Genomic DNA, 25,604 nt, shown 5'->3' on the forward strand with positions numbered 1-25,604 from the left:
TCCCATGCCTGGGAGACTAAGTCATACAAGTGTCCAGTCGCAGGCGTTTCGTCCGATCCGCCCGCGGCTGGACCGTGTCACTCAGTGACCCAGCCGCTCAGAAATTCCGCTCAGAAAACCATGGTCATCGATCCCGGGTTCCACGTCCCGGAGCGCTGAACGGTCGTTTCGTCGACCTGGGCAGGTACTGCACTCGGATCGATCGGTGTGTACTTCTCGATCGAACCCCAGTCGCGAGCCCAGTCGTTGTCGAGATACGACGGAATGGTCTGCGCGGTCAGGAGCAGATCGATCCACCCCAACGGTCCACCGCCGTAGTGGTCCTGCCAGGCACTGGTCACGAGCGCGCCGGAATGGTCGGGAAGGATCCGATACTCGGGGACCTCGGCGATACCGACCCGATGATCGAAGGGGCGTTGGCATGGGAATGCCAGTCCGACAGCCCAATCCAGCATGACGGGCGCCTGTGAACCGACGACGTCGTTGAGCTTCTGGGTCTTCGGAACCCGCGGCGGGGTGACGGCCACCCATTGGTCGGGCTTGCTGTCGTAGTCGCTGACGACCAGTCGAATGCTGTTGGCTTCGACGGGAATCTGATCCAACGGCACACGCAGGTTCCGCCATGACGGCGCCGGGCCGATGTCGAGGGGCGCGATCTTTCCGAGTGTTTCGACAGCGTCTGTTTCGGCATCGTCGACGCCACGCGCTGTGCCGTACTCGACCTCGACGTTCTGGCCGTAGGTGACGATTCCGTCCTTGTCGACGGACCGAACACGACCAGCCGCGGCAATCGAGATGATGTCGCCACGTGTGGCGTTCTCGCCCACGTCGGGGAGTTGGTACCAGTCACTGGTCAGAGTGCCGGGGGAGGGCTGACCGTAACTACCCATGACGGGTGTTGTCGCCGGGTCGAGACCGAACGGCAACGCGACCGAACTGCCGTTGACTCCGGTCTGTCCGGCGCCACCGCCGGTTCCGGCCGAGTTGCCGGCGGTGTCCTCGGAGGTGTCGACGGTGTTCGCGCCGCCGGTAGCCGTGGCTTCCTTGTCTGCTCGAAGGTCGGAGGCGACGCCATTCGGATCGAATCCCGTAGCCCCACCGGCGGACAGTCCTGTGGCGACGCTGCCCGAGAGGGGCGTCAGCATCGAGGCGTTCGGATCGGTCTCGAGCAGAACGTCGTTGGCGAGACCGCAGTGTTGGCCGAGAACGGCGTCGACGTTTGCACGGCCCACCGAATAGGCCGGGTACTGGGTGACCGCGCCCTTGGCCATGGACAGCACCTCGAAGAGGACCATGGCACCTGCGGCAACCGTCAGTGGCGAGATGGCAAGCAGTCGAGCGTGCTTCGCGGACGGTTCCTTCCCCGCGGTGTACGGCTCACGGAAGAAGTACCACGCGGCGACGCCGAGCATCAGCACCGTCAGCCCGAGGAGGACGGTGCTCGCGCCGAGTCCGCTGATGGACACAGGCTTGTCCCACCACGGAACGCTGTAGCTGGACACGTAGTAGTAGCTGTTGCTGCCGGTGAATGCCACCGCGAGGAGGAACAGGACGGCCGCCGCGAAGAGGGCACGATTGCGCGGCGAGCGCAGGAGTTTCGTTCCCACGGCGACGGCCGTCATCATCGCCAGAACGGCGGTGAGTCCGGCAAAGATTCCGAAGTGGTGCGTCCACTTGGTCGGCGAGAACATCAGCAGTGGCAGTGCGCCGATCGTCAGCCCCACGACGCGGCGTGACGGGCCGGCGGCCAAACCGGGAATCCGGCCCCCCTTGCGCAGCATCATCGCGGTGCAGACGCCAAGGCACAGAACCATGACGAACACACCGAATCTGCGAGTCAGGGAACCGTCGACGGAGATGTTGAAGAGGTACTGATAGCGGAGGTACTCGTCGAACCAGGGCTGATTCGGTGAGATCGAGTGGACGCGTTGCATCTCGATGACGGCGGCCAGACTTTGATCGCCGAACGCGGGGATGAGAATCGAGAGTCCGGCAGCTAGCAGTGGCCCGACAGCCGCGACGTAACCGGTGGTGCGCGCACGTTCGATGATGATGCGCATGATCGGGCGTATTCCGGCGATGAGTGCGGCAAAGCAGATGAGGCCGGAAGGGCCGGCAGTCAAGGTGAATCCGGCGATCAGGATCGCGACTGCGACCGGCAGAAGTCGTCTCGTCGCGACGGCGCGTTCGATCGAGCACCAGGTCAGCAGCACGCCGAGGGCAACGATCGGTTCGGGGCGCAGTCCGTTGTTGAACGGAAGCCAGAATGCGAGGAAGACAAGCGCGCCGGTCCAGAGGGCGAGTCGATTTCCGCGAATGGCGGCGCCCAGCCGAGGCGCAACCTCCCGGCTGATGACGAGCCAGGTGATGATGCCTGCCAACAGAGCAGGCAGACGGACCCAGGGGCTTGCGGTGCTGACGTGGGCCAGGAGTCCGAGGATGTTGTAATACGGCGTTCCGAACGGGGTTTCGGGGACCGCGAACCACCGGAAGTAGTTGGACATGTAGCCCGATTGCTCGGAGGCTCTTGCCATCGTGAACTGGTAGCCGTCGTCGGTGGTGGTAGCGCCGATGAAGTGCCACAGCACCAGCGTTCCGACGACGACGCCGTCGAGGACGGTGAACTTCCACCATCGGGCGGGCAGAAATTTGCGTGTGCCCCGGCCGTCGCGGTTGTCGAGGCGGTGCAGCGCGAAGAGGGACACGACAGCCGTGAGTGCACCGAGAATCATGGCGAGAGTCTTGATCACCGACGGGCTCGACGTGAAGCGTGAGTCCGCCTCGATCGAGACGTTCAAACCGGCTGCCGCCGAATCGAGGTCGCTGAAGACGCCGACTACCTGTGGCCGGCTGTCGCCCTCGATGACGCGCGGTTCGGAACCGGTGGCACTGAAGGTGGTTCGGGTCGGCTCGGCGGCGAGCGTGAGTGCGCATCCACTCGGCAGATCAGCGACGGGTGTCGAGAGCAACACTCGATCGCGCAGGACAACGTCGACCCGAGCGGGAGCGTCGGAGGATTCGGGGGAGACAGTGGCAACAAATCCGTAGCGGCGCGCATCGGCGGCACCCGGGGGAGCAGTCGAGACGAGCGTTCCTCCGGTGGCGGCCAACTCACTGATCGACGCGCACGGAATCGATGCCTCCATGCGCAACGGTGTGTACGAGACCAATGGCGCCTCGACGCTTGTCGTCGACTCGGCCTGCGGCCAGTTGACGGCGGCGGTGTCCTGTTCGATCGGCAGGAACGGTATCGAGCCGCACAAAACTATGCCGAGGATGGATGCGACAATCGCAACGATCCGTGCTCGGTTCGGTCCGCTGGATCGCTCGGGGGTCGGCAAGGCCGGAGGTGCGGTCGTGGCCACGTCACTGTCTGTCACGACTTTGGACCCTATCTGTGCGTGACGTGTTTGTTATAAAAGCGCGAGTAATGGGATGGTCGTGTTCCCGGTGTCATTCCTCGGGGTGGGGTTGTCGGCGATCGAGGCGGGGGTGCTGTGCACGAATTTCACGAGTCCATTCCGCTGAGCCCACTACTGCGGCGGTCGGCGGCCGCATTCTGCGTCGTCCTCGGAATTGTCCTGGTAATTGTCTGCGGGTTCGCGGCAATCGTGGATCGCGACTCGGCGGGCTACGTCGGCGCCGTGTTGTCCGCGGTCCTGTCCTTCGGGTTGGCCGCGTACATGTGGAAGGTGCGCGTGATCATCACCACAGACGTCGAACGAGTGTCGATCGCGCTGTCTCCGGGGCTGCGTCAGGTATTTCGGTGGGACGAAGTTGTGTCTGCCACTGCAGTACATATCGGGATGGGCTCCGGAATCGGTTATCGAATGACCGGCCCAGGTATGCGGGTAATTCTCGCATCTCCCGGCGACGGGGTCCGCTTTCGTCTGCATGACGGGCGTGAAATCTCGGTGGCAACACCTCGAAGGGACGAGCTGATCGAACTCGCCCGGCGGCGGGCGCCGGACCTGCAGTGAGCGTTGCAGGTGGACCGGTGAAAAATGGGGTGCGCCTATCCTGGATAATTGACGTCAGTTCTGTGTTTCAGGCGCGCTGTTCAGGGCCTGTGATGCCGGACCGGTTTGCTGCCGCTTGCACAGGCACCCCGTTTGCGTACGAGAGGAACTCTCATGCTTGCCCGCACCGACCTGCGTGGTCGTACCCCATCCACGGCCGAACTTCGCGCCGCGCTTCCCCGAGGTGGAGTGGATGTGGACGCGGTGCTGCATCAGGTTCGCCCGATGGTCGAAGCTGTTCGTGATCGCGGGGCAGAAGCCGCCCTCGAGTTCGGCGAGAAGTTCGACGGCGTTCGTCCGGCTTCGGTTCGTGTACCCGCAGCCGAGCTCGAGCGCGCACTTCGTGAACTCGACCCCGCAGTCAAGGAAGCACTCGAGGTTGCGATCGAGCGCACCCGCAAGGTGCACGCCGATCAGCGTCGCAAGGACACCGTCACCGAGGTCGTTCCGGGCGGCACGGTCACCGAGCGTTGGGTTCCGGTCGAGCGCGTCGGGCTGTACGTACCCGGCGGCAATGCCGTGTACCCGTCGAGCGTTGTCATGAACGTCGTGCCGGCTCAGACGGCCGGCGTCGGGTCGCTTGTTGTCGCCTCGCCGCCCCAAGCCGACTTCGGCGGATTGCCGCACCCGACCATTCTTGCCGCCGCAGCCATGCTCGGCGTCGACGAGGTGTGGGCCGTCGGCGGCGGGCAGGGCGTCGCCCTCCTTACCTACGGCGGAACCGACACCGATGGAACCGAGCTTGTCCCGGTCGACCTCATCACCGGTCCCGGCAACATCTATGTCACTGCCGCCAAGCGTCTGTGCCGCGGACTGGTCGGCATCGACGCGGAAGCCGGTCCCACCGAGATCGCGATCCTCGCCGACCACACCGCTGACCCGGTCCACGTTGCCGCCGATCTCATCAGCCAGGCCGAGCACGACGTGATGGCCGCCAGCGTTCTTGTCACGACCAGCGTCGACTTGGCCGACGCGGTCGACAAGGCTCTGGCTGCGCAGCTCGAGATCACCAAGCATCGCGAGCGCGTCACCACGGCGCTGACCGGCAGCCAGTCGGGCACGGTGCTCGTTTCTGATGTTTCCGCTGGTCTGCGCGTCGTCAATGCGTATGCGGCAGAGCACCTCGAGATCCAGACCGAGGATGCAACGGGGGTGGCAGCTCAGGTCACCAGCGCTGGTGCCGTGTTCGTCGGCCCGTGGGCGCCGGTCAGTCTCGGCGACTACTGCGCCGGCTCCAACCACGTTCTGCCGACGGCCGGGTGTGCACGCCACTCCTCCGGTCTGAGTGTGCAGACGTTCCTTCGTGGAATCCACGTGATCGACTACTCCGAGTCTGCACTGAAAGACGTTGCCGGACACGTCATCACGCTGGCCAATGCGGAGGACCTGCCGGCTCACGGCGAGGCTGTGCGTCTGCGATTCGAGGCTCTGCGATGAGTAGTGCTCCTGGAGAGTCGATTTCGGTCGACGCCCTTCCGATTCGCGAGAACCTGCGTGGAAAGTCGGCGTACGGCGCACCGCAGTTGACGGTTCCGGTTCAGCTCAACACGAACGAGAACCCGCATCCGCCGACCCAGGCGCTCATCGACGATGTGGCCGAATCCGTGCGCGAAGCCGCGAAGGAACTGCACCGCTACCCCGACCGTGACGCTGTCGCATTGCGGACGGATCTGGCGGCGTACCTGGCGAAGCAGACAGGTGTACCGGTCACCGTCGACAATCTGTGGGCGGCAAACGGATCGAACGAGATTCTGCAGCAACTTCTTCAGGCGTTCGCAGGTCCGGGACGTAGCGCGATGGGTTTTGTGCCTTCGTACTCGATGCACCCGATCATCGCCGACGGTACCGATACCGAGTGGGTCGAGGTCTTCCGTCGGGACGACTTCGCACTCGACGTGGATGCTGCCGTCACCGTGATTGCGGAACGTCGACCCGACGTCGTGTTCGTGACCAGCCCCAACAACCCGACCGGACACAGCGTCGGCATTGCGGAACTGCGACGCATCCTCGACGTGGCGCCGGGCATCGTGATCGTCGACGAGGCGTACGCGGAGTTCTCCGCTGCCCCCAGCGCGATGACGCTGATCGAGGAGTTCCCAGCCAAGCTGGTTGTGACCCGCACCATGAGCAAGGCTTTCGCGTTTGCCGGTGGCCGACTCGGCTACCTCGCCGCCGCTCCCGCGTTCATCGACGCACTGTTGTTGGTGCGCTTGCCGTATCACCTCTCGGTGGTCACGCAAGCGGCGGCACGTGCCGCCCTGCGTCACGCCGACGAGACCCTCGGCAGTGTGCACGCCTTGTCCGCCGAGCGCGATCGAGTGTCGAAGGCGCTGGCGGACAACGGTTTCCGAGTGATTCCCAGTGACGCGAACTTCATCTTGTTCGGTCAGTTCACCGACAGTGCACAGGCGTGGAAGGAATACCTCGACCGCGGGGTTCTCATCCGCGACATCGGCATCCCCGGATACCTGCGGGCCACCGTGGGACTCGAAGCCGAGAACGACGCGTTCATCAAGGCCAGTGACGAAATCGCAGGCACCCAGCTGGTCGACACGAATTCAGGAGAGACGGCATGAGCGATCGCATCGCGCGGATCGAACGAACAACTCGGGAATCAAGCATCGTCGTCGAACTGAATCTGGACGGGACCGGCATCGTCGACGTCTCCACCGGCGTTCCGTTCTTCGACCACATGCTCAACGCCCTGGGTACGCACGCCAGCTTCGATCTCGACGTCAAGGCGAAGGGTGACGTCGAGATCGACGCTCACCACACCGTCGAGGACACCGCGATCGTTTTCGGCCAGGCGCTCGGCCAGGCTCTCGGCGACAAGAAGGGCATCCGTCGTTTCGGCGACGCTTTCATCCCGATGGACGAAACGCTGGCGCACGCGTCGGTCGACGTCTCCGGTCGCCCGTACTGCGTGCACACCGGTGAGCCCGACTACATGGTGCATTCCGTCATCGGCGGGTACCCGGGCGTTCCGTATCACGCGGTGATCAACCGCCACGTGTTCGAGTCGATCGCATTGAATGCACGTATCGCACTGCACGTTCGGGTTCTGTACGGCCGCGATCAGCATCACATCACCGAAGCCGAGTACAAGGCCGTTGCGCGCGCTCTGCGTGAGGCGGTCGAGCCGGATCCGCGCGTGAGTGGCGTGCCGTCGACGAAGGGCACACTGTGAGCGTCCTCTTCACCTATCTGCTGTTCATCGGCGCGGGTATTGCCGTGGGCGGCGCCTACTCGATGTTCAAGGTCAACAAGCTTGCGTCGGGAATCCTTCTGGCGTTGGCGGTTCTGGCGGCGGTAGCGGGCGCACTGCGTCTGTGACGCGAAAAGTGACTGTGTCTGAGACGCAAGATCCTGCTCCATCGCCGGGGTTGCTTCGCACTCCGGGCATGATCGGTGTCCTGATCATGGCGGCAGCAGCTTTCGGTGGCTGGTCGTTGCTGTTGCCGGTGGTGCCGTTGCTGGCTGCGCAGTCCGGCGGATCGGATGCGCTTGCCGGATCGGTGACCGGTGTCTTCATGGCGGCCACGGTCTTGACGCAACTGCTCGTGCCTCGGTTGTTGCGGACGCAGGGCTACCGGCGCGTGCTGGCGGTCGGGTGTCTGCTCCTCGGTCCACCGTCGTTGGTGCTGTTGATCTCGGCCGACGCCGGCCCCGTCCTGGCGGTTTCCGCGGTGCGAGGAATCGGTTTCGGCATGCTGACGGTCGCAGGCAGCGCGCTCGTGGCCGAGTTGGCGCCCAAACGAATTCTGGGCCGTGCCACCGGTGCCCAGGGAATCGCGATCGCAGCGTCACAAATGGCGGGGCTTCCGCTGGGGCTTGCGATCATGGAACGGTGGTCGGCAACACCGGTGTTCGTTCTCGGTGCGCTGATCCCGGCGCTCGCGCTGGTGGCCATTGCCGGGTTGCCGAAGATCTTCGCCCAGCCGACCGGGGAATCCGTTCGACTGAGTGTGTTCGCCGTCTTGGTTCCGGTGCTCGCTCTGGCGTGTGTGTCCGCCTCGTTCGGCGGATTGTCGTCTCTACTGCCGATCGCAATCTCGGAGCGTGCGGCCGTTGCTGGAGTGGTGTTGGCGACCGCCAGTGGGTCGATGTTGGTCGGCCGGTACTCGGCGGGACTGATCGCCGATCGTCTCGGCAGTGGTCGGACACTCGCGCCGGCATTGGCGTCGTCGACCATCGGATTGGTGCTGTTCGCGATCAACGTCGACGGCGGGTCGACGCCGGTCTTGTTCTGCGCGGCGGTCCTTTTCGGGCTCGGGTTCGGGGCGGTGCAGAACGAATCCTTGGTCATGGCGTTTCAGGCTGCCGGCCCGAGGCAACTCGGATCCGCCAGCGCGATCTGGAACATCGGCTACGACGCCGGCACCGGAATCGGTGCACTGGCGTTGGGATTCGTGGCCACGACTGCCGGCTATGCGTGGGTCTTCGCGGTCTCCGCGGTAGTTGTCGCGCTCCTCCCGGCACTGGCCGCAGGCGGCAAAGTGATCGGCAGCAGGGTTGCCCGATAGAGTTGGGGCATGAGCGCTTCCACGATTGCTGTACTCGATTACGGCTCCGGCAACCTGCATTCGGCCACTCGCGCACTGGCGCGCACCGGGGCGCAGGTGGAGGTGACCAACGACATGAAGGTTGCACTGGCGGCCGACGGTCTCGTGGTGCCCGGCGTCGGCGCGTTCGCGGCCTGCATGGAAGGTCTGCGTGCAGTGCAGGGTGACCGAATCATCGGCAGACGCCTGGCCGGTGGCCGACCGGTGCTGGGCATCTGCGTCGGCATGCAGATTCTGTTCGACCGGGGAGTCGAATTCGGTGTCGAGGCGGAGGGCTGTGGCGAATGGCCCGGCACCGTCGAGAGGCTCCAAGCAGAGGTTTTGCCGCACATGGGCTGGAACACCGTGGAGGCGCCGGAGTCCAGCACCCTGTTCAAGGGCATAGACGCCGATACCCGCTTCTACTTCGTCCATTCCTACGGTGTGCAGAGTTGGGAGCTCGCGCCGTCCGAGCACATTGCACCCCCGAAGCTGACATGGGCCGATCACGGCGGAAAGTTCCTCGCTGCCGTCGAGAACGGTGCGTTGTCGGCAACGCAGTTCCACCCCGAGAAATCCGGTGACGCAGGCGCCGAGTTGCTGAGCAACTGGGTGCAGAGTTTGTGACCGGGGGATCCGGACCGAACCGCGGTGACGATTTCTCCCTCGCCCGTCTGGCGTTGTTCTCGCTCGGCGCCGCTGTGGCTGCGCTGGCGGTCGCAACCGTCGTCATCGTTGTTCTCAAACCATCGCCGGGCGTCGGCCTCGTGATCGGTCTCGTGGGGGTCGTCGCTGCGATTGCGGCAATGGGCGTCGTATCCAAGCGGATGACCCGAAAAGCGTTCGGTGACCCGGAAGACGGTTCGAGGTCCTGACCTACTAGGGTTACCGCACGTGAGCCTGGTCCTTTTGCCTGCTGTAGATGTCGTCAACGGTGAAGCTGTTCGCCTCGTGCAAGGAGAGGCGGGAAGTGAGACCGGTTACGGGTCGCCCCGCGACGCTGCTCTTGCGTGGCAGAACGACGGTGCCGAATGGGTGCATCTTGTCGACCTCGACGCTGCTTTCGGGCGTGGGTCCAACAGTGAACTGTTGGCCGGCGTCATCGGCGACCTGACGGTCAAGGTGGAACTGTCCGGTGGAATCCGCGACGACGCTTCCCTGGAAGCCGCACTGGCCACCGGCTGTGCTCGCGTGAATCTCGGTACTGCCGCTATCGAGGATCCCGAGTGGTGTGCGCGTGCATTGGCCAAGTACGGCGACAAGATCGCTGTCGGCCTCGATGTTCGTCTCGTCGACGGTCGGTACCGCACCCGTGGTCGCGGCTGGGTCACCGACGGCGGCGATCTGTGGGAGACCCTCGCGCGTCTGGACCGTGACGGCTGCACTCGTTACGTCGTCACCGACGTCTCCAAGGACGGCACACTCACCGGTCCCAATCTCGAACTTCTCAGCCAGGTCTGCGCGGTCACCGACGCGCACGTCGTCGCCTCCGGTGGTGTGTCGACCATCGAGGATCTACTCGCCATTTCCAGCCTGGTTGATCAGGGTGTCGAGGGCGCGATCGTGGGCAAGGCATTGTATGCCGGTCGCTTCACTCTCCCCGAAGCACTGGCAGCAGTTTCCGGATAGATTTTCCAGATGACTCCGACGCGTGACCTCGACGAACTTCTCGCGATTGCGGGTCGGCTTCTCGACGGCGTCCACGATCAGTTCGTCTCCGGTGTCGGCGCCCCGAGTGCGGTCCGCAAGGGCTGGGGTGATTTTGCCACCGAGGTCGATCTTGCGCTCGAGAAGCGGTTGACCGCGGAGTTGTTCGAGCAGACCGGCATCGAGGTGCACGGCGAGGAATTCGGCGGTCCCGACGTCGGTTCCGGGCTCGTCTGGGTTCTCGACCCCGTTGACGGTACTTTCAACTACTCGGCCGGATTGCCCACTGCCGGAACGTTGTTGGCGCTTCTCGACGACGGTGTCCCGGTGCTCGGATTGACCTGGCTTCCATTGATCGGTCACACGTACGCGACTCGCGCCGGCGGTCCGTTGTTGGTCAATGGAATCGCCGTACCGCCGCTGGAGCCAACCGATCTGGCGTCGTCGATCGTCGGCTTGGGTGCGCTCAACGTCAACAGTCGAGGGCGGATCCCCGGCAGTTTCCGTCTCGACCTCCTCGCCGAGATCAGCAAGGTGTCCTCGCGGATCCGGATACACGGTTCAACCGGAGTCGATCTGGCCTTCACCGCGGCCGGCATCCTGGGCGGTGCGATCGTCTACGGCCGCAACGCGTGGGACAACGCGGCCGGGGTCGCGCTCGTTCGCGGTGCGGGCGGGGTGGTCACCGACCTGGCCGGCCGCCCGTGGACCGTAGAATCGGAGTCGGTGCTCGCTGCCGCTCCGGGCATCCACGGTGAGATTCTCGATATCCTCAACGCGCTCGGTGATCCGCGCGCTTCGTCCTCAGGAGGACCACAGTCATGACCCTCGCAGTTCGTGTGATTCCGTGCCTCGACGTCGACGCCGGGCGAGTGGTCAAGGGTGTCAATTTCGAGAATCTTCGCGACGCCGGAGATCCGGTGGAACTCGCGGCAGCGTACGACGCTCAGGGCGCCGACGAACTGACCTTCCTGGACGTGACCGCCTCCACGTCGGATCGCGGCACGATGCTCGACGTCGTAAGTCGCACTGCCGAGCAGGTTTTCATTCCTCTGACCGTCGGCGGTGGAGTGCGCACGGTCGCGGATGTCGATCGTCTGCTGCGTGCCGGTGCCGACAAGGTCAGCGTGAACACCGCGGCGATTGCGCGCCCGGAACTGCTGAAGGAACTGAGTGAGCGTTTCGGCTCGCAGTGCATCGTCCTCTCGGTCGATGCCCGCACCGTTCCCCAGGGGCAGCCGGACACACCGTCGGGGTGGGAGGTCACGACGCACGGGGGCAAGCGCGGCACCGGGATCGACGCTGTCGAGTGGGCCGAGCGTGGTGCAGAGTTGGGAGTGGGGGAGATCCTGCTCAACTCGATGGATGCCGACGGCACCAAAGCGGGCTTCGACCTTCTGATGATCCGCGCTGTCCGGGCGGCAGTCCACGTACCGGTGATCGCCAGTGGCGGTGCCGGCCTGGTCGAGCACTTTGCCCCGGCTGTCGAAGCGGGCGCAGACGCAGTTCTCGCAGCAAGTGTCTTCCACTTCGGCGATCTGAGCATCCCGGAGGTCAAGGATGCGATGCGTGCCGAGGGAATCGTCGTTCGCTAGGCGTTCTCGGCGCGGATTCCGTCGAACATGAGGCGGCTGATGGCTTGGTTCAACGCCGTGCAGTCGACGGACGAACCGGCTCGCAATCCTTGAATCGCACTTGCCAGCATCATGCCGTTGACGGCGTGGGCAGTGTTGTCGACATCGAGGTCGGCGCGTAGATAGCCGCATTCGACTCCGTGGTGCAGGTACGCCGCGGTCAACGATGCCGACTGGTCGAGTAGATCGAGCATCCGGCCCGTCAGATCGGCGTCGACGCCCGTCGTCTCGAACAGCAGAACCCGCGGGATGCGGGGGTCGTCGAAGAAGATGCGGGGGAGCGCCTCGGCGATCCGTCCCACTTGGGCGCGGTACTCGTCCAGTGTGCTGGCGGCGTCGGGAGCATTCTCGGTGGCCAGTGCGCTGATGATCTTTGCGACGAGGTCGTCGATGACGTGATCGATGATGTCGCGCTTGTTCTCGAAGTACCGGTAGAAGGTCCCGTGGCCGATTCCGAGAGTTGTTGCGATGTCGGCAATTCCGGTTGCGTGATAGCCGCGCTGGGCGAAGCACTCGAATGATGCGTCGATGATCTCGCGGCGCAATTCCGCCTTTTTTCGTTCCGCTCTGGTCATGGCCTTCGTCACATCAGGAATGATACCGTTCTCAATAACGGAATGACGTGTCAGTTTCTGATGTGCAGTTTTTCTGATGTGCAGTTCACGAGAGGGATTCTCCGATGGCAGTGCAGTACGACGCAGTAGTAGTGGGGGCGGGCTTCGGCGGAATGGGTGCGGCCATTCAACTCAAGCGGCTGGGCCTGAACAACCTGGCGATCCTCGAGCGCGAGGACGATCTGGGTGGAACCTGGCACGTCAACCGCTATCCCGGTCTGGCTGTCGACATCGCGTCGGTCACCTACTCGTATTCGTTCGAGCCCAATCCGAACTGGTCCAGGCTTTTCGCACCGGGCGCGGAACTGAAGAAGTACGCCGACCACGTCGCGGACAAGTACGATCTGCGGAAGCACATGACGTTCGGTGCCGTGGTCAACGGAGCCCGCTGGGACGAGGATTCCTCGCACTGGGCCGTATCCGTCGAAGGCGCGCCGGACATCACTGCCAAGTACCTCCTGACTGCGACGGGTTTCCTCTCGCAACCGCATCGGCCCGACATCTCCGGTATCGACGACTTCGCCGGCAAGATCATCCACACCACGGCCTGGGACGATTCCTACGATCTGTCCGGCACCAAGACCGCAATCATCGGAACCGGCGCCACCGCTGTGCAGTTGATCCCCGAGGTGGCGCGTCAGGCCGCAGAGTTGACCGTCTACCAGCGCACGCCGATCTGGGTGGTTCCCAAGATCGACGTCCCCATTCCGAATGCAGTGCAGAAGCTGTTCTCGCGTATTCCGCTCACCCAGCGAATCGCGCGCGCTGTCAGTTCGTCGATCCTAGAAATGATCATGGTCAGCGCGGTCCTGCACTACAAGCAGGTCAAACTGTTGAACAAGGGTGCGGCGGCCGCATCACGTGCGTTTCTGCGGTCCCAGGTCAGCGACGCCAGCCTTCGCAAACAACTCACACCGGACTACGACTTCGGGTGCAAGCGTCCCACATTTTCCAACAGCTACTTCCGTACGTTCACCAAGGACAACGTGCATCTCGAAACGACGCCGATCGACCACATCGCTGCCGACGGAATCGTCACCGCCGACGGTCGCAAGACCGAGATCGACACCTTGGTGCTGGCAACGGGATTCAACCTCTGGGATGTGAATTTTCCAGCCATCGAGGTTATCGGTCGAGAGGGACGAAACCTCGGTAAGTGGTGGCGCGACAACCGTTTCCAGGCCTACGAAGGGGTCGCGGTTCCGTATTTCCCCAATTTCCTCACGCTCGCCAGTCCGTACTCGTACAGCGGGTTGTCCTACTTCACGACGATCGAATCCCAGATGCAGCACATGGATCGACTGTTCGGCGAGGTGAAACGGCGCGGCGCGGAAACATTCGAGGTCACCGAAACTGCCAACGCCGAGTTCCTCGACCGGATGACCGAGAACCTGGCGGACTCCGTCTTCTACGGCGGTAGTTGCCAGACTGCACGAAGCTATTACTTCAATCAGCACGGCGAGGCTGCGATTCTGCGGCCCACGTCTACACGGAATGCGTTCGTCGAAGCGAAACGCTTTCCGCTCGAGGACTATTCGATCATCTAGGCGGGCTTGTCCCGCGTTCGGCTATCTTGCCGAGCTGACTCCGGTCGGAACCGATATCACGGGATAACGGTTCTGCCGGTTCAGTCGGGAAGTGACCGAGATGTGCATCAGTCGGCTCACCGCGGAGGCAGCGCCTTTTCGCGGAGATCCGATCACGATGGTAAATGCGTCGTATTTGTCCGCGGTTGCGAGAATGACACCGGCCGGGTCTCCATAGGTGCAGTCGTACGTCCAGGTGTCGGCGTGCGAGGCAAGTGCCGAGGTTGTCTGCTCGCGTTGCGACACCATCTCGTCGTGCAGACGCGTTTCGAATTCTGGTGAGTCGGTTTCGACAGGTAGGTCCTCGGACGTGATGCAGTGAACGACGTGGAGGGCTGAATCCTCCTTGGCGGCAAGCGTCAGTGCGTAGCTGAGTACATTCTTGCTGGTAGCACCTGGGTCGATGCCGAGAACGACGTGGCGGGTTCGGACGCGATCGGTACTCAGGTTCGCGAGATGGCAGATGTACTCCGGGTGCGGACCGTCATGACGTTGATGGTTCATGTCGGATCTTCTTCCAGAGCGAGAGAAGCGAAGGAACTTCCATTCTAGGGCGGCCGTGCAGGGGAATTCCACGGAAGTCACAGGTGGAAGGTATAAACGTCATATGAGTCTTGATCCCGCAATCGCGGCGAAGCTGAAGCGAAACGACGCCGGACTGTTCAGCGCGGTTGCGCAGGAGAAGTCGACCGGTGATGTGCTGATGGTCGCGTGGATGGACGACGAAGCGCTCGCGCGAACACTGGAAACCCGTAAGGGGACGTACTATTCGCGCTCGCGGCAGCAGTACTGGGTCAAGGGTGAGACGTCGGGGCACACCCAGTACGTCCACGAGGTGCGACTCGACTGTGACGGCGATTCCGTCTTGCTGATCGTCGATCAGGAGGGCGCCGCGTGCCACACCGGCACTCACACGTGTTTCGACACCGACGTCCTGCTCGCTGCTGAGCAGTGACGCGAGATGGCCACTGACAAGACTCCACAACCGCTCGATTACTCGTTCACCGCTCCCATCGAGAAAGACGGTGCGTTCGCAACGTTCTTGGCCGTGCCCGGCTCGGCGGAAATTCTGGGAACCAGACGCGCTGTGAAGGTGGTCGGGACCCTCGATGGTGAGCATCCCTTCGAGGCGACGCTGATGCCCTCCGGTGACGGACCGCACTGGCTTCCGCTGCGCGTGGCGCTGTGCAAGGCGATCGGCAAGAGCGCCGCTGGAGAAGAGGTAGCGGTACATCTACAGCAGCGACTGAGCTGAAAGTTTCGCTCGAACCGAGGAGTCTCATGGTCGACAAAGCAGTTGATTCGTTGCAGTTGGTGGCGCGAGAACTGGGCCCGTTCGGCGGAGACGAGGGGAAAACGCGCATGCTGCGCATGTCGCGGACTCTCGCGGCACCAATAGGCACGGTCTGGGCGGCGATCACCGAGTTCGACCGCATTCGCCAATGGTTCATGCCGGTCGCGGGAGAAGCCATGATCGGCGGCCACTATCAGCTCGAGGGCAACGCCGGCGGCGAGATTTTGGCGTGCGAAGCTCCTCGAACTCTTCGCATCACCTGGGAATATGGCGGCGATGTGAGCTATGTGACTGTAAATCTCGCCGAAAAGGGCAGTGGTGCAACGCTGTTCGATTTCGAACATGCCGCGGACGTGGAGCCGGATCGGTGGGCCGAGTACGGTCCAGGTGCCGTCGGCGTCGGGTGGGACATGGGACTGCTCGGGCTGGCTCGACACGTGGAACTGGGGATCGCGACGCCACTCGAGACACCCGAGTGGTCGGCGAGCGACGAGGCCAAGGCATTCATCGCGGGAAGCAGTGAACTGTGGGCCGAAGCTGCGATCGCATCGGGCGACGACCCGGATGCGGCTGCAGCCGCCGCGGCTCGCACGACCGCTGCATACACCGGGTAGATCACCTCTACGAGGACTAACATCGGATTAGTCTGGTTGTTGCGGGACTTCCGCGCCACGAGCGGAGACGACGATGGTGTATCGGCTCATCGAAGTAGTAACGGTGTTCGTTCACTTCGGGTTTGTCCTCTATGTGGTGCTGGGTGGATTCGTGGCGTGGAAGTGGCGTCGTACCATCGGTTTCCACCTTCTTGCAGTCGTCTGGGGAGTCGGTTCGATAGCGGTCGGATACGACTGCCCGCTGACCAATCTCGAGAACTGGGCCCGCCGGATGGCCGGGATCGCGGAGTTGCCGTCCACCGGATTCATCTCGCACTACATCACCGGCGTGTTCTATCCGGCGAGTATCGAAGGCCTTGTACAGGCGCTCGCGGCGACAGTGGTTGTCGGATCCTGGGTAGGATACGTGCTGCTCGGACGGCATGCGAAGGGTGAGGTCAAAGCCTCTTCAGCGACCTGATTCCGTACAAACGATCCCAGCCGTTTCCGAATGGAAACGACTGGGAGGTGCTACCAGGATTTACGCGCGAGTCAGGGCTACCACCGGGATTGTGCGGATCCCAGCGGTCTTCTCCGCGTATTCGGCAAATCCCGGGTATCGACTGGCCTGCTCGTCGTAGATGCGGTCACGCTTCTCGCCGGTTACTTCGCTGACGGAGACCGGGTATGTTTCGGTGCCGATCTCGACCTCTGCCTGGTCGGTGGCAACGAGGTTGTAGTACCAGTCGGGATTGGTCGGGGCACCGGCCTTGGATGCAAAAACGTAGATGGTCTTCGGATCCTGCTCGTCTGCCAGATACATCATGGGACTCACGAAATCGCGTCCGGATTTGCGTCCTGTGTGGTGGACCAACACCATGGGCGCACCTTCGAAGGGGCCGCCTACCTTGCCCTCGTTCTCCCGAAATTCCGCAATGATTCCTGCGTTCCAATCGTCGGTACTCATCGTTGTCTCCCGGTCTGCGAGTGGCGAAGGGCTCTGCCGCCAAGCTTTGCACAACTGGTGAATCGACGAGAGGTCATCTTCGGCGTCCAGCATGATCTACTATCTACGTATGAACGCAGATAGTGGTGTTTGTCGCCGCAAGCTTCCCGATGATCAAGTCGACCTCGTCGTCGAGGTGTTCCGCATGCTGGCCGACGCAACCCGTGTGCAGGTCTTGTGGGCATTGGTCGACCGCGAGTGCTCGGTGAACGAACTGGCGGAACGCGTCGGCAAGCCGGCGCCCTCGGTGTCGCAGCACCTGGCGAAATTGCGCATGGCAAGGTTGGTACGAACCCGCCGCGATGGTACGACGGTGTTCTATCGCCTGGAGAACGACCATGTGCGCCAACTGGTTACGGACGCGGTCTTCAATGCGGAGCATGCCGGACCCGGATTGCCGGGGCATCACCGTAGTGAAGGTGAGCTTCGGGAGATACACCCGGAGCGCTCGGCGAACGTCGATCGGACCGATCAAGAAGAAGGTGCGTCGTGACGCACGAACCCAAGACGTCCCACGGCCACGGCCACGGCCACCGCCATGTCCACGGGCCGAAGGGATTTCGATCGGCAGTCCGCGAAGTGTTCTCGCCGCACAGTCACGACGCTGCCGACAGTGTCGACGACGCATTGGAATCGAGCGTAATCGGCATCCGGGCGGTCAAGATCAGTCTTGTTGCGCTCGGAGTCACCGCAGTTGCTCAGGTCGCGATCGTGGCGATCTCGGGTTCGGTGGCGCTGCTGGCGGACACCATTCACAACTTCTCCGACGCGCTCACGGCAGTCCCACTCTGGATTGCCTTCGCGCTCGGTCGGCGCGCTGCGACCAGGCGCTATACCTATGGTTTCGGGCGTGCGGAGGATTTGGCCGGACTGTTCGTGCTCGCCATGATCGCACTGTCGGCAGTGATCGCCGGTGTCGAGGCGGTGAGGCGATTGATCAACCCGGTCGAGATCGAGCACCTCGGTTGGGTAGCGGCGGCAGGTTTGATCGGTTTCATCGGAAACGAATTGGTGGCGTTGTATCGGATCAGGGTCGGCAGGCAAATCGGTTCAGCGGCCCTGGTGGCCGATGGATTGCATGCTCGGACCGACGGATTCACTTCGCTCGCAGTCCTTCTGGGGGCGGGGGGAGTTGCGCTGGGTTTCCCGTTGGCAGATCCGATCATCGGCCTTGTCATCACCGTTGCCATCGTGGCGGTGCTCAGGACTGCAGCGCGAGACGTCTTCCGGAGGTTGATGGACGGCGTCGAACCTGAGTTGGTGGACGACGCAGAGCATGCATTGATGCACGAACCTGGAGTCCTCGGTGTTCGTGATCTGAAGATGCGGTGGATCGGACACCGACTGCATGCCGATGCAGAACTCGACATCGATCCCCGGGCAACACTTGCCGAAGCTCATGCGATTGCACACAGCGCCGAGCATTCGCTCACTCACGCGGTGCCCAAACTCGCTACTGCCTTGGTGCATGCGTACCCGGCGCATGACGCGGCCAACTCCGAAGTCTGATACCGGCCGCCTTCCCGGTGATCTGTGCTTGATGTCAAGCGCAGGCGGCTTCCCAGGCGAAACCGTCTGGGTCTGTGAAGGTTTCAGACGCGCCGGCAACGGTCAGACGGTGTGATCCGGTGCCTTCCGGAGCAACCCCGGCATCCTTTGCCAAAGCGCGGCGACCATACAGTGCGAGTGTCACATTGTTTGCTGCACTGGTGAATTCGACGTACTTGCGACCGAAGCTCTTGGACACCTCGAGTCCGCGGTCGAGGTAGAACTGCTTGCTGGCCTTGACGTCTTCGGCGCCGAGTAGCAGCACGAGGCTGTCGATCGTGCGGGTGGCCGGCCCGTCGTTCTTCTTCGACGACGTGGCGATCTTCCAGATGGAACCGTCTGGAGCCTGGACGACTCCGCCGTATCCCCAGAGGGATTTCTTGACAGGCTTCAAGGCGGTGGCACCGGCTGCGAGTGCTGCGCCGACGAAGGCGTCGACGATGTTAGGTCGAGAGACGACGAGCGAAAGGGTGTACCCACGAAACCCTGTTGTCGGTTCGTTCGATTCGTGTAGCTGGATTCGATCTCCGACGCCGAGAGCGTTGTAGAAGGCTTCGGCTGCCGCGAGGTCGGGAACGTCGAGGATCACGGATTGCGCGGTGGTCATCTGGGCGCTCCCTGCTGATGTGTGGATCGACGACGTGTGGTCGGAAGTGGACTTCTGTGGTGTGTTCATGTTTTTCAACGTAATTGCGGGTCCCGTGGCTGTGCTTCTCGATTTCTGATCGGTTTGCTGAGACTGCTTGCAAGGTGCAGCACTCACGCAGGCCTTAGGTGGGCGATTTATCGTGAATATCCTGTTCAGCCCATGTTTTCTCGATAGGCTGGTGAGCGCTGATCGGACGTATCTCACGCCACCATGGAACGGGGAAACCAGTGATCACACTGCGAGGAAAGTCGTTAGCCGCAGCAGTAGTGGTGTCCATGACGATGGCGTTGGCCGCGTGTACCTCCGGTGAATCGGCGCCCGAGGTGGGCGGCAATTACGGCTCTGGCGGAACCGCCGTCGACTATCGGGAGCCGGTGAAACTGAGTAGCCGAGATGGTGTTCTCGAGGTGCGCTTGTCCGCTCATCAGGGAGTGATTCCGCTCGATACCGCTTCGGCGCCCGTGTCGAATTTTCTGCTCTTCGGGTACGAGGTCATCCGCGGTACGGCGTCGGACGGATCGACCTCGGCGAGTGACGTCTATCCGGCGCCGACTCTCCGCGTCAATCCCGGAGAGCGATTGATCATTCATTACGACAACGATTTGCAGGATCTCACGATCCAGGACTTCTACGATCCGGCATTCACACCGGCGGGCGGGGACGTGCCGATCTATCCGCCGGCGCTGACGTCGGCTCCGCTGAATCTGCACACGCACGGAGTGCACGTGAGTCCGGACGGCAATGCGGACAACGTGTTGCTCAACATTCCCGCCGGCCAGGGAAACGTGTACGACTACGCGATTCCGGGGACGATGCCGAACGGTCTGTACTGGTATCACAGTCACCGGCACACCCTCACCGCCCAGCAGACGTACATGGGCCTGGCCGGGCTACTGGAAATCGGCCGGCCGGACGGCAATCTGCCTGTCGTGACGGCAAACGACGTTCCGATTCGCGATATGGCACTGCAGTACAACTTCGTATTCGACCGCAAAGGAAAGGGCCTACAGCTCAACGACGCGAACTGGCCCCAATTCGTCAGTACGTTGACGCCACCCGCCGGTACGGAACTAGCCGACGGGACGTACCGTCCGAGCCTTGCTCCGGTGAATTTCTCGGACACCACCGAGGGCGCGCAGTATTTCACCAACTGGTATACCGGACCGTTGTCCCCGGCCAATCATCGTGGACAGAATCAATTCGTTCCAGGCAATCTGCAGAGCTTTGTGGGTGAATCGACGACTGTACCGGCCGATCCCTCACTGCCGGACAACCAACGCGATGTGCAGTACACCGTGAACGGTCAGTTCCAGCCGTCGCTGAAACTGAAGCCGGGGCAGACCGAGATCTGGGTGCTTGCCAACATCAGCGACTTTGCCTACATGCCGGTCACGTTGACGGAAACCGCAACCGGCGCCCATCCGAAGTTCGCCATCGTAGGGCAGGACGGAAACCCGTTCGACGAGGTCAGGCCACCCGTGGATGGGGACGGAACCAGGCTGGTGATTCCGCCGGCCTCGCGATACGCAATCGCAGTGACGATGCCGGAGTCCGGCGATCTGGTGCTGGAGATGCCACCGCTCGAAGGTGCAAAGCCGGTGAGCAATCCAGGCATTCTCTACACCAACAACGGTACCGACAATCCGCCCGCCGAACTCGGAACCGTCACCGTCGACCCGTCGGTGATCAGTTACGCGGACGGATTCTTCACGTTCCCGACTCAGCAGTTGATCCGTGCGACGCCAGACGAGGGTGAAGGAAAGACGACTCCATTCGAGTTCGGACAGAAGCTCGATACCTACACCTCGTTCGTGGATACCGCAGCGATGACGCCCGACGTGACCCGCAATCTCACAGTGTCCGGTGGGTTCGGAAACGAGAAGGCCAGCAACAGTGATCCGAAGGCCTTCACCTACGAATTCGCCGACAACACGTTCCCCAACATTCCGCTGATTCAACCGCGACTGAATTCCGTTGAGGAATGGAAGATCACGAACCTCAACAACGACGAACACCCGATGCATATTCACGTCAACGACTTCCAGGTAACGGAAGTTGTGGATCCCGTCGCAGGTACCACGACGGGCGTTCAGCCCTGGGGAATCGACAACGTGAACGTGCCGGCGCCGGTGACGGACGAGAACGAGAATGCGCTGGAACCAGCATCGGTGACGTTGCGGACGAAGTTCACCGAGTACACCGGAACCTTTGTCATCCATTGCCACCGACTCAACCACGAGGACAACGGTTTGATGGCTACCGTCAGCGTGATTCCCGAGGTATCGACGTATGCCGTCGCGGTACCTGGTTCGGCCGGCGTGCCCGCCAAGGTGCAGATATTCGATGCCAACGGCGACAAACTGATCACCGCTGTGACGCCCTTCCCGTCGTTCGAAGGCACCCCGAGTGTTGCGATGGCGGACGTGAACGGAGACATGGTGCTTGATCTGGTCGCTGGAACAGGGGCAGGCTCGGCTCCGGAAGTGGTGGCGTACAACGCAGTCGGCGGCGTGCCGTTCACCGACGAGTTGGCAAGATTCGCCCCCTTCGATGTGGGTTTTCGTGGCGGAGTGAACATCGGCGGCGTCGATATCGACGGAAACGCACTGGCGGACAACATCATCGTTGCCTCGGGCCCAGGGATGGAGTCGCAGGTCAAGATTTACTCCACCGACCTTCCGGCGGACAAGAGGTCCGCACCCGCAGAATTCGGTTCGTTCTCGCCGTACCCGGGATCGAGTAGCGGAGTCACGTTCGCAACCGGAATGGTTGACAGTCACTCCGGTCGAGCGAGCATCGTGACCGCACCGGGTCCGGGCGAGGAGTCGTTGATCAAGACGTTCCGCTACGACCTGTACGAACCGACTGCGGCTGCGGAGGGCGACTCCGATGAACACGCAGGTCATACGAATGGTCCTGTAACGACATCACAGTTCTTGGCATTCGGCCAGGGCTACCGCGACGGGGTGTCTCTGTCGACGGGTTGGGTGGCCGGCGCCGAGGGTGGCGCAAAGTCGATAGTGGCAGGCATGCTCGGAGGAGAAGGATCAATCCGCGTCTTTTCGAGTGGATCCAGGCTCGACGGTGCACCCGAGATGTACCTCGAGAGTCCAGATCACCATTCGACGGACGTGGCGTTTCGGGAGGTTGCAGCTTTCGACCCGTTCACCGCTCCAGGGTCGGGTGTGGGAGTGGCCACGACGAGCACGACTGCCGGCGCGGATCTCCTCGTCAGCGGCAGCAACGGAACGGGTGCCGAAGTTCGGAAATTCACTCTCGGTCGTGCAGATCCGTCTGCGACCACATTGACACCGACGCTTGTGGGAACGCTGCCGCCCTATCCCGTCGGCGGGGGAGCGCTGCCTCTCGGCGGTCGATGATCGATGTCGACAGTGAGGACTGATTACGAAGTCCGGATCTGAGCACGGAATCAGTTTTTCATCGATCTCGAACCGAGAGAACCCTCAATGAGGCTCTGGGACAAAGTTTGACGGCGCGTTGGGCATCAGTCTCGAGATCGGTGGGGATGTGCGGCTCACGTCGGCGATCGTGTGGGAGTGGATATCCCCATTCGTCACGCGTCAGCAGGGTCGGCAGCAACTCCGTGCACAGTCCTCGACCTTCACACGTAGTCCAATCGATGTGTAGGACTTTGGGCGTTCTTGCGCTCATGATGCCGCTCCCATCCGTGTGCCGACCTCGCAGGCTCCTGCAGCGTGCATTCGGAGATCGTGCTGGAAAACGCGAAGGGAACTCTTCACGAATCTCACTGTCCCGTCCGGATGTTTGCATGCCCCACGCCCTTCGATCAGATCCGCCAGATATCGGATCGACTCCTGGGTGTGGGCCGCCCCTGAGCGATAGGCAATATCGGACAACGCGCGTGCCATTCGGGGCATTCCGTTGATGCACGGTCCACACTGACGAGCGCTTTGATCGGCGAGATACTCAACGATGTCGGCTGAAGTCTTCAGACCACACCTTGCGTGACCCAGTACGTGAATGACTCCGGCGCCGGGCGAAGCACCGACCGTCGCCAAAGCCGTTGTTGTCATGTTTGTGGTCGGCAAGTCTTGCGCATCGACCTAACCTCCGTGAAACCCGCCGACGAGGACTGCTCTGATCGACGGAGTATCAGTACGTGAATACTGGGTCACCAACTGATCCAATGGAATTCCCATCGGGATCTCGACGACACCACTCACGGTCACATCACCTGACAGGGTGATCAAGGTGGTCCCCGACGCGCCGCCCAGCCCTCGCGTGCGAAACCACTCGGGTCCGTATCGGGCGATGAGTGCGATGTGTGCCAGTGTCTCGACATTGTGAACCACGGTGGGTCGACCGTCCAGCCCGGCCACGGTGCTGTGTACCGAACGGTCTCGAGGAATGGGTGCTCGGCCTTCGATCGTTCCGACTACCGCGGACGTTTCGCCGCTGATAAATGTCTTCGGTGAAGCCACGAGTGTGACCAAGGGCTCGGTCAGCCCGGCAGTCCTTCTTTGTTGCAACGCATTCCGTAGGAAGTGAAGCTGCTGGGATCCTGCGTACAGGTATGTTTCTCCGCTTCCGCACTCGTGTGCGACGAGTTGTAAGCCGTCGAGGACGAGGTGCGGCGCACGTTCGAGTAGTACTGCATCCTTGTCGCTGAGCGGTTCGCCTTCGCTGCCGTTTGCGATAACCACAACACGCCGTCCAGTTACGGAATCGAGTTTTCGCGCAGTGGAAAATGCCGCCCCACCTTTCCCGTGGAGACCCGCATCGGCGAGCTGTCGGCTCAAGGTACCCCGTGACGGGCGTGGGTTGTGGCCGTGGAGGGCCGTGTGGGCGGCTAGATCGGGTGAGCATGCGGCGAGAAGGCCGGCATCGGTAGATTCGGTTGTCACGTCATGTCCCTTCTCTGAGGCGCAGGGTCGAGAATTCGACGAAGTCTGTCCGGATTCGCCAGAGAACTGCTCCGGTCACCGCGACGGCTGATCCGATGGCGATGGCGAGAAACCATGTGTGTCCAGAGTCCGTTCCGTTTCCCAGTCCGTGCGCGAACGCGATCGGCCAGAGAGCGTACGCGCTCCAATGGACGAGTCGAAAAGTGCTGTTTCCTATGTGATTTCGCAGCAGTCCTGTCAAGGACACCGCGAACAGAACATCGAACGCAAGGGTGCCCAGTCCGAGCCAGAAGGCACGATAGTTGCCCAGGAAGGGGAAGGCGAAGTCGACGAGTTTCAGTTGTGCGTACGGATCGGCCAACAGTGCCAGCATGTGTACGACTACGAGGATCACCCCGATCAAGGCGGCGGCCCTGTGTACGTTCTGCACGCCGAATCGAGGTAGTCCCGGTAGAGCCCTACCGGACCGCGTGACGATTCCGAGAATCATCGACACAGTCAAGAACACGAGAGCGGTGATACCTGTCCCTCGACCCAATGCCCACAGTGCTTCGTCCACGACTAGGGTTGCCTTCTGCCGGTGCCGACAGCATCGTCCGTCGGCCATCCGTTCAGTAGGCGGACCGCACCTGCACGATCCACCAGTCGCGCCGGTAGCCCGGTGTTCAGGAGGTTCCGTGCACCTTCGAAACCTTGGACGATGCAGGCGGTGCTCGCGAGGTTTGCGGACACACAACTGTCCGCGCCGACGGTGACTGTCTGCCATGCGGCATCAACGCTGGTGCCGCTCCGCGGATCGACTATGTGGTGCACGTGTCTACCATTTTGCGACCATCGACGCTTCCTGGTGCTCGATGTAGCGATGGATGTCCCGCCTGGAATGGCGACCGTATCGGCCGGGGCGTCGTGGCCGTCTTGGACGAGAACGATCCACCCACCGTCCGGCGCCGGTCCGGCGGTAGCGATGTCTCCGCCGAGGCACACAAGCACTCCGCAGTCGAGTGACATGCTGACGGCGTGCGCACATTCGTCTGCTGCAAGTGCTTTTGCCGTTGCCCCGAGGTCGAGTTGGACGCCCGAGGGAACTGTGACCTTTTGTCCGTCGAGTTTGACCGAGGTCCACTGCGGAGTAGAGACGAACGATGTCTTGATCGGCACGTCCCTGCCTTCGATCTGCGCGAAATCGCGGTCGTATCCGAGCGCGACGAGCGCTGCGCCGATGGTCGGGTCGACGGCGCCGTCCGTGCACTCTGCGCCATCGAGTGCTGTCTGGATCAGCAGGGCAAGCGTGCTACTCACTTCGACCGGTAGGCCTGTCGACTTTTCGAGAGCTCGAATCTCTGAATCGTCACGAAATCGACTGCATGCCAATTCTATTTCGAGAAGGCGCTCGTCGATTATCGACCTGGCAGATGGAATCGCCTCGGGTTTTGTCACCACGACCGAGGCTTCGAGGCCCCACACCCTCCACATGGAACTCGCGACGATCGGGGAGGTGGTCACGATCCGGCCGATCGAGCGTGGGGAGTAGAACTTCCGCTCGAGGTCTTCGGTGCCGCCGCGGTTGAGGTAGTTTTCGATTGCGAG

The 25,604-nt window shown here is 62.4% G+C and carries 29 protein-coding genes; 19 read left to right on the plus strand and 10 right to left on the minus strand.

Going from position 1 to position 25,604, the window contains the following annotated elements; genetic code table 11:
- Positions 1-110: 110 nt before the first annotated feature.
- Positions 111-3,365 (minus strand): arabinosyltransferase domain-containing protein, encoded by a 3,255-nt coding sequence (locus AC1Q61_RS15305; protein WP_215515948.1) that lies wholly within the window; start codon positions 3,363-3,365, stop codon positions 111-113.
- Positions 3,366-3,497: 132 nt separating this feature from the next.
- Between AC1Q61_RS15305 and AC1Q61_RS15310 the strand changes: the two genes are divergently transcribed.
- The 11 genes from AC1Q61_RS15310 (at position 3,498) to hisF (ending at position 11,802) form a co-directional block, all read left to right on the plus strand.
- Complete coding sequence (locus AC1Q61_RS15310) at positions 3,498-3,980, plus strand: hypothetical protein (RefSeq protein ID WP_225320046.1); 483 nt, start codon at positions 3,498-3,500, stop codon at positions 3,978-3,980.
- 153 nt (positions 3,981-4,133) lie between these two features.
- The gene (gene hisD / locus AC1Q61_RS15315; protein ID WP_007732254.1) at positions 4,134-5,456 is read left to right on the plus strand and encodes a histidinol dehydrogenase; all 1,323 of its coding nucleotides are present in this window, start codon (positions 4,134-4,136) and stop codon (positions 5,454-5,456) included.
- Entirely contained in the window at positions 5,453-6,595 is a 1,143-nt protein-coding gene (locus AC1Q61_RS15320) for a histidinol-phosphate transaminase (RefSeq protein WP_042923083.1), read from the plus strand. The genes hisD and AC1Q61_RS15320 overlap by 4 nt, the downstream gene beginning before the upstream one ends.
- The gene (gene hisB / locus AC1Q61_RS15325; RefSeq protein ID WP_003942383.1) at positions 6,592-7,206 is read left to right on the plus strand and encodes an imidazoleglycerol-phosphate dehydratase HisB; all 615 of its coding nucleotides are present in this window, start codon (positions 6,592-6,594) and stop codon (positions 7,204-7,206) included. Before AC1Q61_RS15320 ends, hisB begins: the two co-directional genes overlap by 4 nt.
- Positions 7,203-7,352, plus strand: coding sequence for a hypothetical protein (locus AC1Q61_RS15330; protein ID WP_007732248.1), 150 nt, complete (start codon positions 7,203-7,205; stop codon positions 7,350-7,352). The genes hisB and AC1Q61_RS15330 overlap by 4 nt, the downstream gene beginning before the upstream one ends.
- 68 nt (positions 7,353-7,420) lie before the next feature.
- Positions 7,421-8,542, plus strand: coding sequence for an MFS transporter (locus AC1Q61_RS15335; protein ID WP_492650928.1), 1,122 nt, complete (start codon positions 7,421-7,423; stop codon positions 8,540-8,542).
- 9 nt (positions 8,543-8,551) lie between these two features.
- Positions 8,552-9,187, plus strand: a complete 636-nt coding sequence (gene hisH, locus AC1Q61_RS15340; protein ID WP_003942389.1) for an imidazole glycerol phosphate synthase subunit HisH — start codon at positions 8,552-8,554, stop codon at positions 9,185-9,187.
- Complete coding sequence (locus AC1Q61_RS15345) at positions 9,184-9,435, plus strand: hypothetical protein (protein ID WP_042449550.1); 252 nt, start codon at positions 9,184-9,186, stop codon at positions 9,433-9,435. The genes hisH and AC1Q61_RS15345 overlap by 4 nt, the downstream gene beginning before the upstream one ends.
- 19 nt (positions 9,436-9,454) lie before the next feature.
- The gene (priA, locus tag AC1Q61_RS15350) at positions 9,455-10,189 is read left to right on the plus strand and encodes a bifunctional 1-(5-phosphoribosyl)-5-((5-phosphoribosylamino)methylideneamino)imidazole-4-carboxamide isomerase/phosphoribosylanthranilate isomerase PriA (RefSeq protein ID WP_042923078.1); all 735 of its coding nucleotides are present in this window, start codon (positions 9,455-9,457) and stop codon (positions 10,187-10,189) included.
- Positions 10,190-10,198: 9 nt separating this feature from the next.
- Positions 10,199-11,032 carry an inositol monophosphatase family protein gene (locus tag AC1Q61_RS15355; RefSeq protein ID WP_003942414.1) on the plus strand — a complete coding sequence of 278 codons (834 nt, stop codon included), beginning with the start codon at positions 10,199-10,201 and terminating at the stop codon, positions 11,030-11,032.
- Positions 11,029-11,802 carry an imidazole glycerol phosphate synthase subunit HisF gene (gene hisF, locus AC1Q61_RS15360; RefSeq protein WP_003942380.1) on the plus strand — a complete coding sequence of 258 codons (774 nt, stop codon included), beginning with the start codon at positions 11,029-11,031 and terminating at the stop codon, positions 11,800-11,802. Before AC1Q61_RS15355 ends, hisF begins: the two co-directional genes overlap by 4 nt.
- Here the strand turns inward: hisF and AC1Q61_RS15365 are convergent.
- Positions 11,799-12,416, minus strand: coding sequence for a TetR/AcrR family transcriptional regulator (locus AC1Q61_RS15365; protein ID WP_030537064.1), 618 nt, complete (start codon positions 12,414-12,416; stop codon positions 11,799-11,801). The two genes, hisF and AC1Q61_RS15365, sit on opposite strands and share 4 nt — an antisense overlap.
- 104 nt (positions 12,417-12,520) lie before the next feature.
- Between AC1Q61_RS15365 and AC1Q61_RS15370 the strand changes: the two genes are divergently transcribed.
- Positions 12,521-14,002, plus strand: a complete 1,482-nt coding sequence (locus AC1Q61_RS15370; RefSeq protein ID WP_492650917.1) for a flavin-containing monooxygenase — start codon at positions 12,521-12,523, stop codon at positions 14,000-14,002.
- A gap of 21 nt (positions 14,003-14,023) precedes the next feature.
- Here AC1Q61_RS15370 and AC1Q61_RS15375 read toward each other — a convergent pair whose 3' ends face one another.
- A complete protein-coding gene (locus tag AC1Q61_RS15375; RefSeq protein ID WP_042923075.1) occupies positions 14,024-14,545 on the minus strand; it encodes a universal stress protein in 522 nt (173 codons plus the stop codon).
- 103 nt (positions 14,546-14,648) lie between these two features.
- On the opposite strand from AC1Q61_RS15375, the gene hisI reads away from it, so the two are divergent.
- The 4 genes from hisI (at position 14,649) to AC1Q61_RS15395 (ending at position 16,409) form a co-directional block, all read left to right on the plus strand.
- Positions 14,649-14,996, plus strand: coding sequence for a phosphoribosyl-AMP cyclohydrolase (gene hisI / locus AC1Q61_RS15380; RefSeq protein WP_003942390.1), 348 nt, complete (start codon positions 14,649-14,651; stop codon positions 14,994-14,996).
- 6 nt (positions 14,997-15,002) lie between these two features.
- Positions 15,003-15,296, plus strand: a complete 294-nt coding sequence (locus AC1Q61_RS15385) for a DUF1905 domain-containing protein (RefSeq protein WP_030537061.1) — start codon at positions 15,003-15,005, stop codon at positions 15,294-15,296.
- A 26-nt stretch (positions 15,297-15,322) separates the two neighbouring features.
- Complete coding sequence (locus AC1Q61_RS15390; RefSeq protein ID WP_007732240.1) at positions 15,323-15,949, plus strand: SRPBCC family protein; 627 nt, start codon at positions 15,323-15,325, stop codon at positions 15,947-15,949.
- 73 nt (positions 15,950-16,022) lie between these two features.
- Positions 16,023-16,409: a DUF2784 domain-containing protein gene (locus AC1Q61_RS15395; protein ID WP_030537060.1), complete on the plus strand. Its 387-nt coding sequence runs from the start codon at positions 16,023-16,025 to the stop codon at positions 16,407-16,409.
- 60 nt (positions 16,410-16,469) lie between these two features.
- Here AC1Q61_RS15395 and AC1Q61_RS15400 read toward each other — a convergent pair whose 3' ends face one another.
- The gene (locus AC1Q61_RS15400; protein WP_029255500.1) at positions 16,470-16,895 is read right to left on the minus strand and encodes a nitroreductase/quinone reductase family protein; all 426 of its coding nucleotides are present in this window, start codon (positions 16,893-16,895) and stop codon (positions 16,470-16,472) included.
- Between the two features lie 109 nt (positions 16,896-17,004).
- On the opposite strand from AC1Q61_RS15400, the gene AC1Q61_RS15405 reads away from it, so the two are divergent.
- Entirely contained in the window at positions 17,005-17,427 is a 423-nt protein-coding gene (locus AC1Q61_RS15405) for an ArsR/SmtB family transcription factor (RefSeq protein WP_003942406.1), read from the plus strand.
- A complete protein-coding gene (locus AC1Q61_RS15410; protein WP_031331634.1) occupies positions 17,424-18,443 on the plus strand; it encodes a cation diffusion facilitator family transporter in 1,020 nt (339 codons plus the stop codon). The genes AC1Q61_RS15405 and AC1Q61_RS15410 overlap by 4 nt, the downstream gene beginning before the upstream one ends.
- Before the next feature lie 34 nt (positions 18,444-18,477).
- Here the strand turns inward: AC1Q61_RS15410 and AC1Q61_RS15415 are convergent, their stop codons facing one another.
- A complete protein-coding gene (locus tag AC1Q61_RS15415; RefSeq protein ID WP_042923073.1) occupies positions 18,478-19,089 on the minus strand; it encodes a VOC family protein in 612 nt (203 codons plus the stop codon).
- A 317-nt stretch (positions 19,090-19,406) separates the two neighbouring features.
- On the opposite strand from AC1Q61_RS15415, the gene AC1Q61_RS15420 reads away from it, so the two are divergent.
- Positions 19,407-22,511: a multicopper oxidase family protein gene (locus AC1Q61_RS15420; RefSeq protein WP_492650927.1), complete on the plus strand. Its 3,105-nt coding sequence runs from the start codon at positions 19,407-19,409 to the stop codon at positions 22,509-22,511.
- A gap of 58 nt (positions 22,512-22,569) precedes the next feature.
- Here the strand turns inward: AC1Q61_RS15420 and AC1Q61_RS15425 are convergent, their stop codons facing one another.
- The 5 genes from AC1Q61_RS15425 to AC1Q61_RS15445 are packed head-to-tail and all read right to left on the minus strand — an operon-like array spanning position 22,570 to position 25,490.
- Entirely contained in the window at positions 22,570-22,803 is a 234-nt protein-coding gene (locus AC1Q61_RS15425; protein WP_080572300.1) for a ferredoxin, read from the minus strand.
- Complete coding sequence (locus tag AC1Q61_RS15430; RefSeq protein ID WP_492650916.1) at positions 22,800-23,186, minus strand: NADH-ubiquinone oxidoreductase-F iron-sulfur binding region domain-containing protein; 387 nt, start codon at positions 23,184-23,186, stop codon at positions 22,800-22,802. The genes AC1Q61_RS15425 and AC1Q61_RS15430 overlap by 4 nt, the downstream gene beginning before the upstream one ends.
- A gap of 30 nt (positions 23,187-23,216) precedes the next feature.
- Positions 23,217-24,017: a hypothetical protein gene (locus AC1Q61_RS15435; protein ID WP_492650915.1), complete on the minus strand. Its 801-nt coding sequence runs from the start codon at positions 24,015-24,017 to the stop codon at positions 23,217-23,219.
- A gap of 1 nt (position 24,018) precedes the next feature.
- Entirely contained in the window at positions 24,019-24,576 is a 558-nt protein-coding gene (locus tag AC1Q61_RS15440; RefSeq protein ID WP_019748760.1) for a ferric reductase-like transmembrane domain-containing protein, read from the minus strand.
- 2 nt (positions 24,577-24,578) lie between these two features.
- Positions 24,579-25,490, minus strand: coding sequence for an FAD:protein FMN transferase (locus tag AC1Q61_RS15445; protein ID WP_051119156.1), 912 nt, complete (start codon positions 25,488-25,490; stop codon positions 24,579-24,581).
- Positions 25,491-25,604 lie beyond the last annotated feature (114 nt).

This window comes from Rhodococcus sp. MPR-R1B, assembly GCF_058793255.1.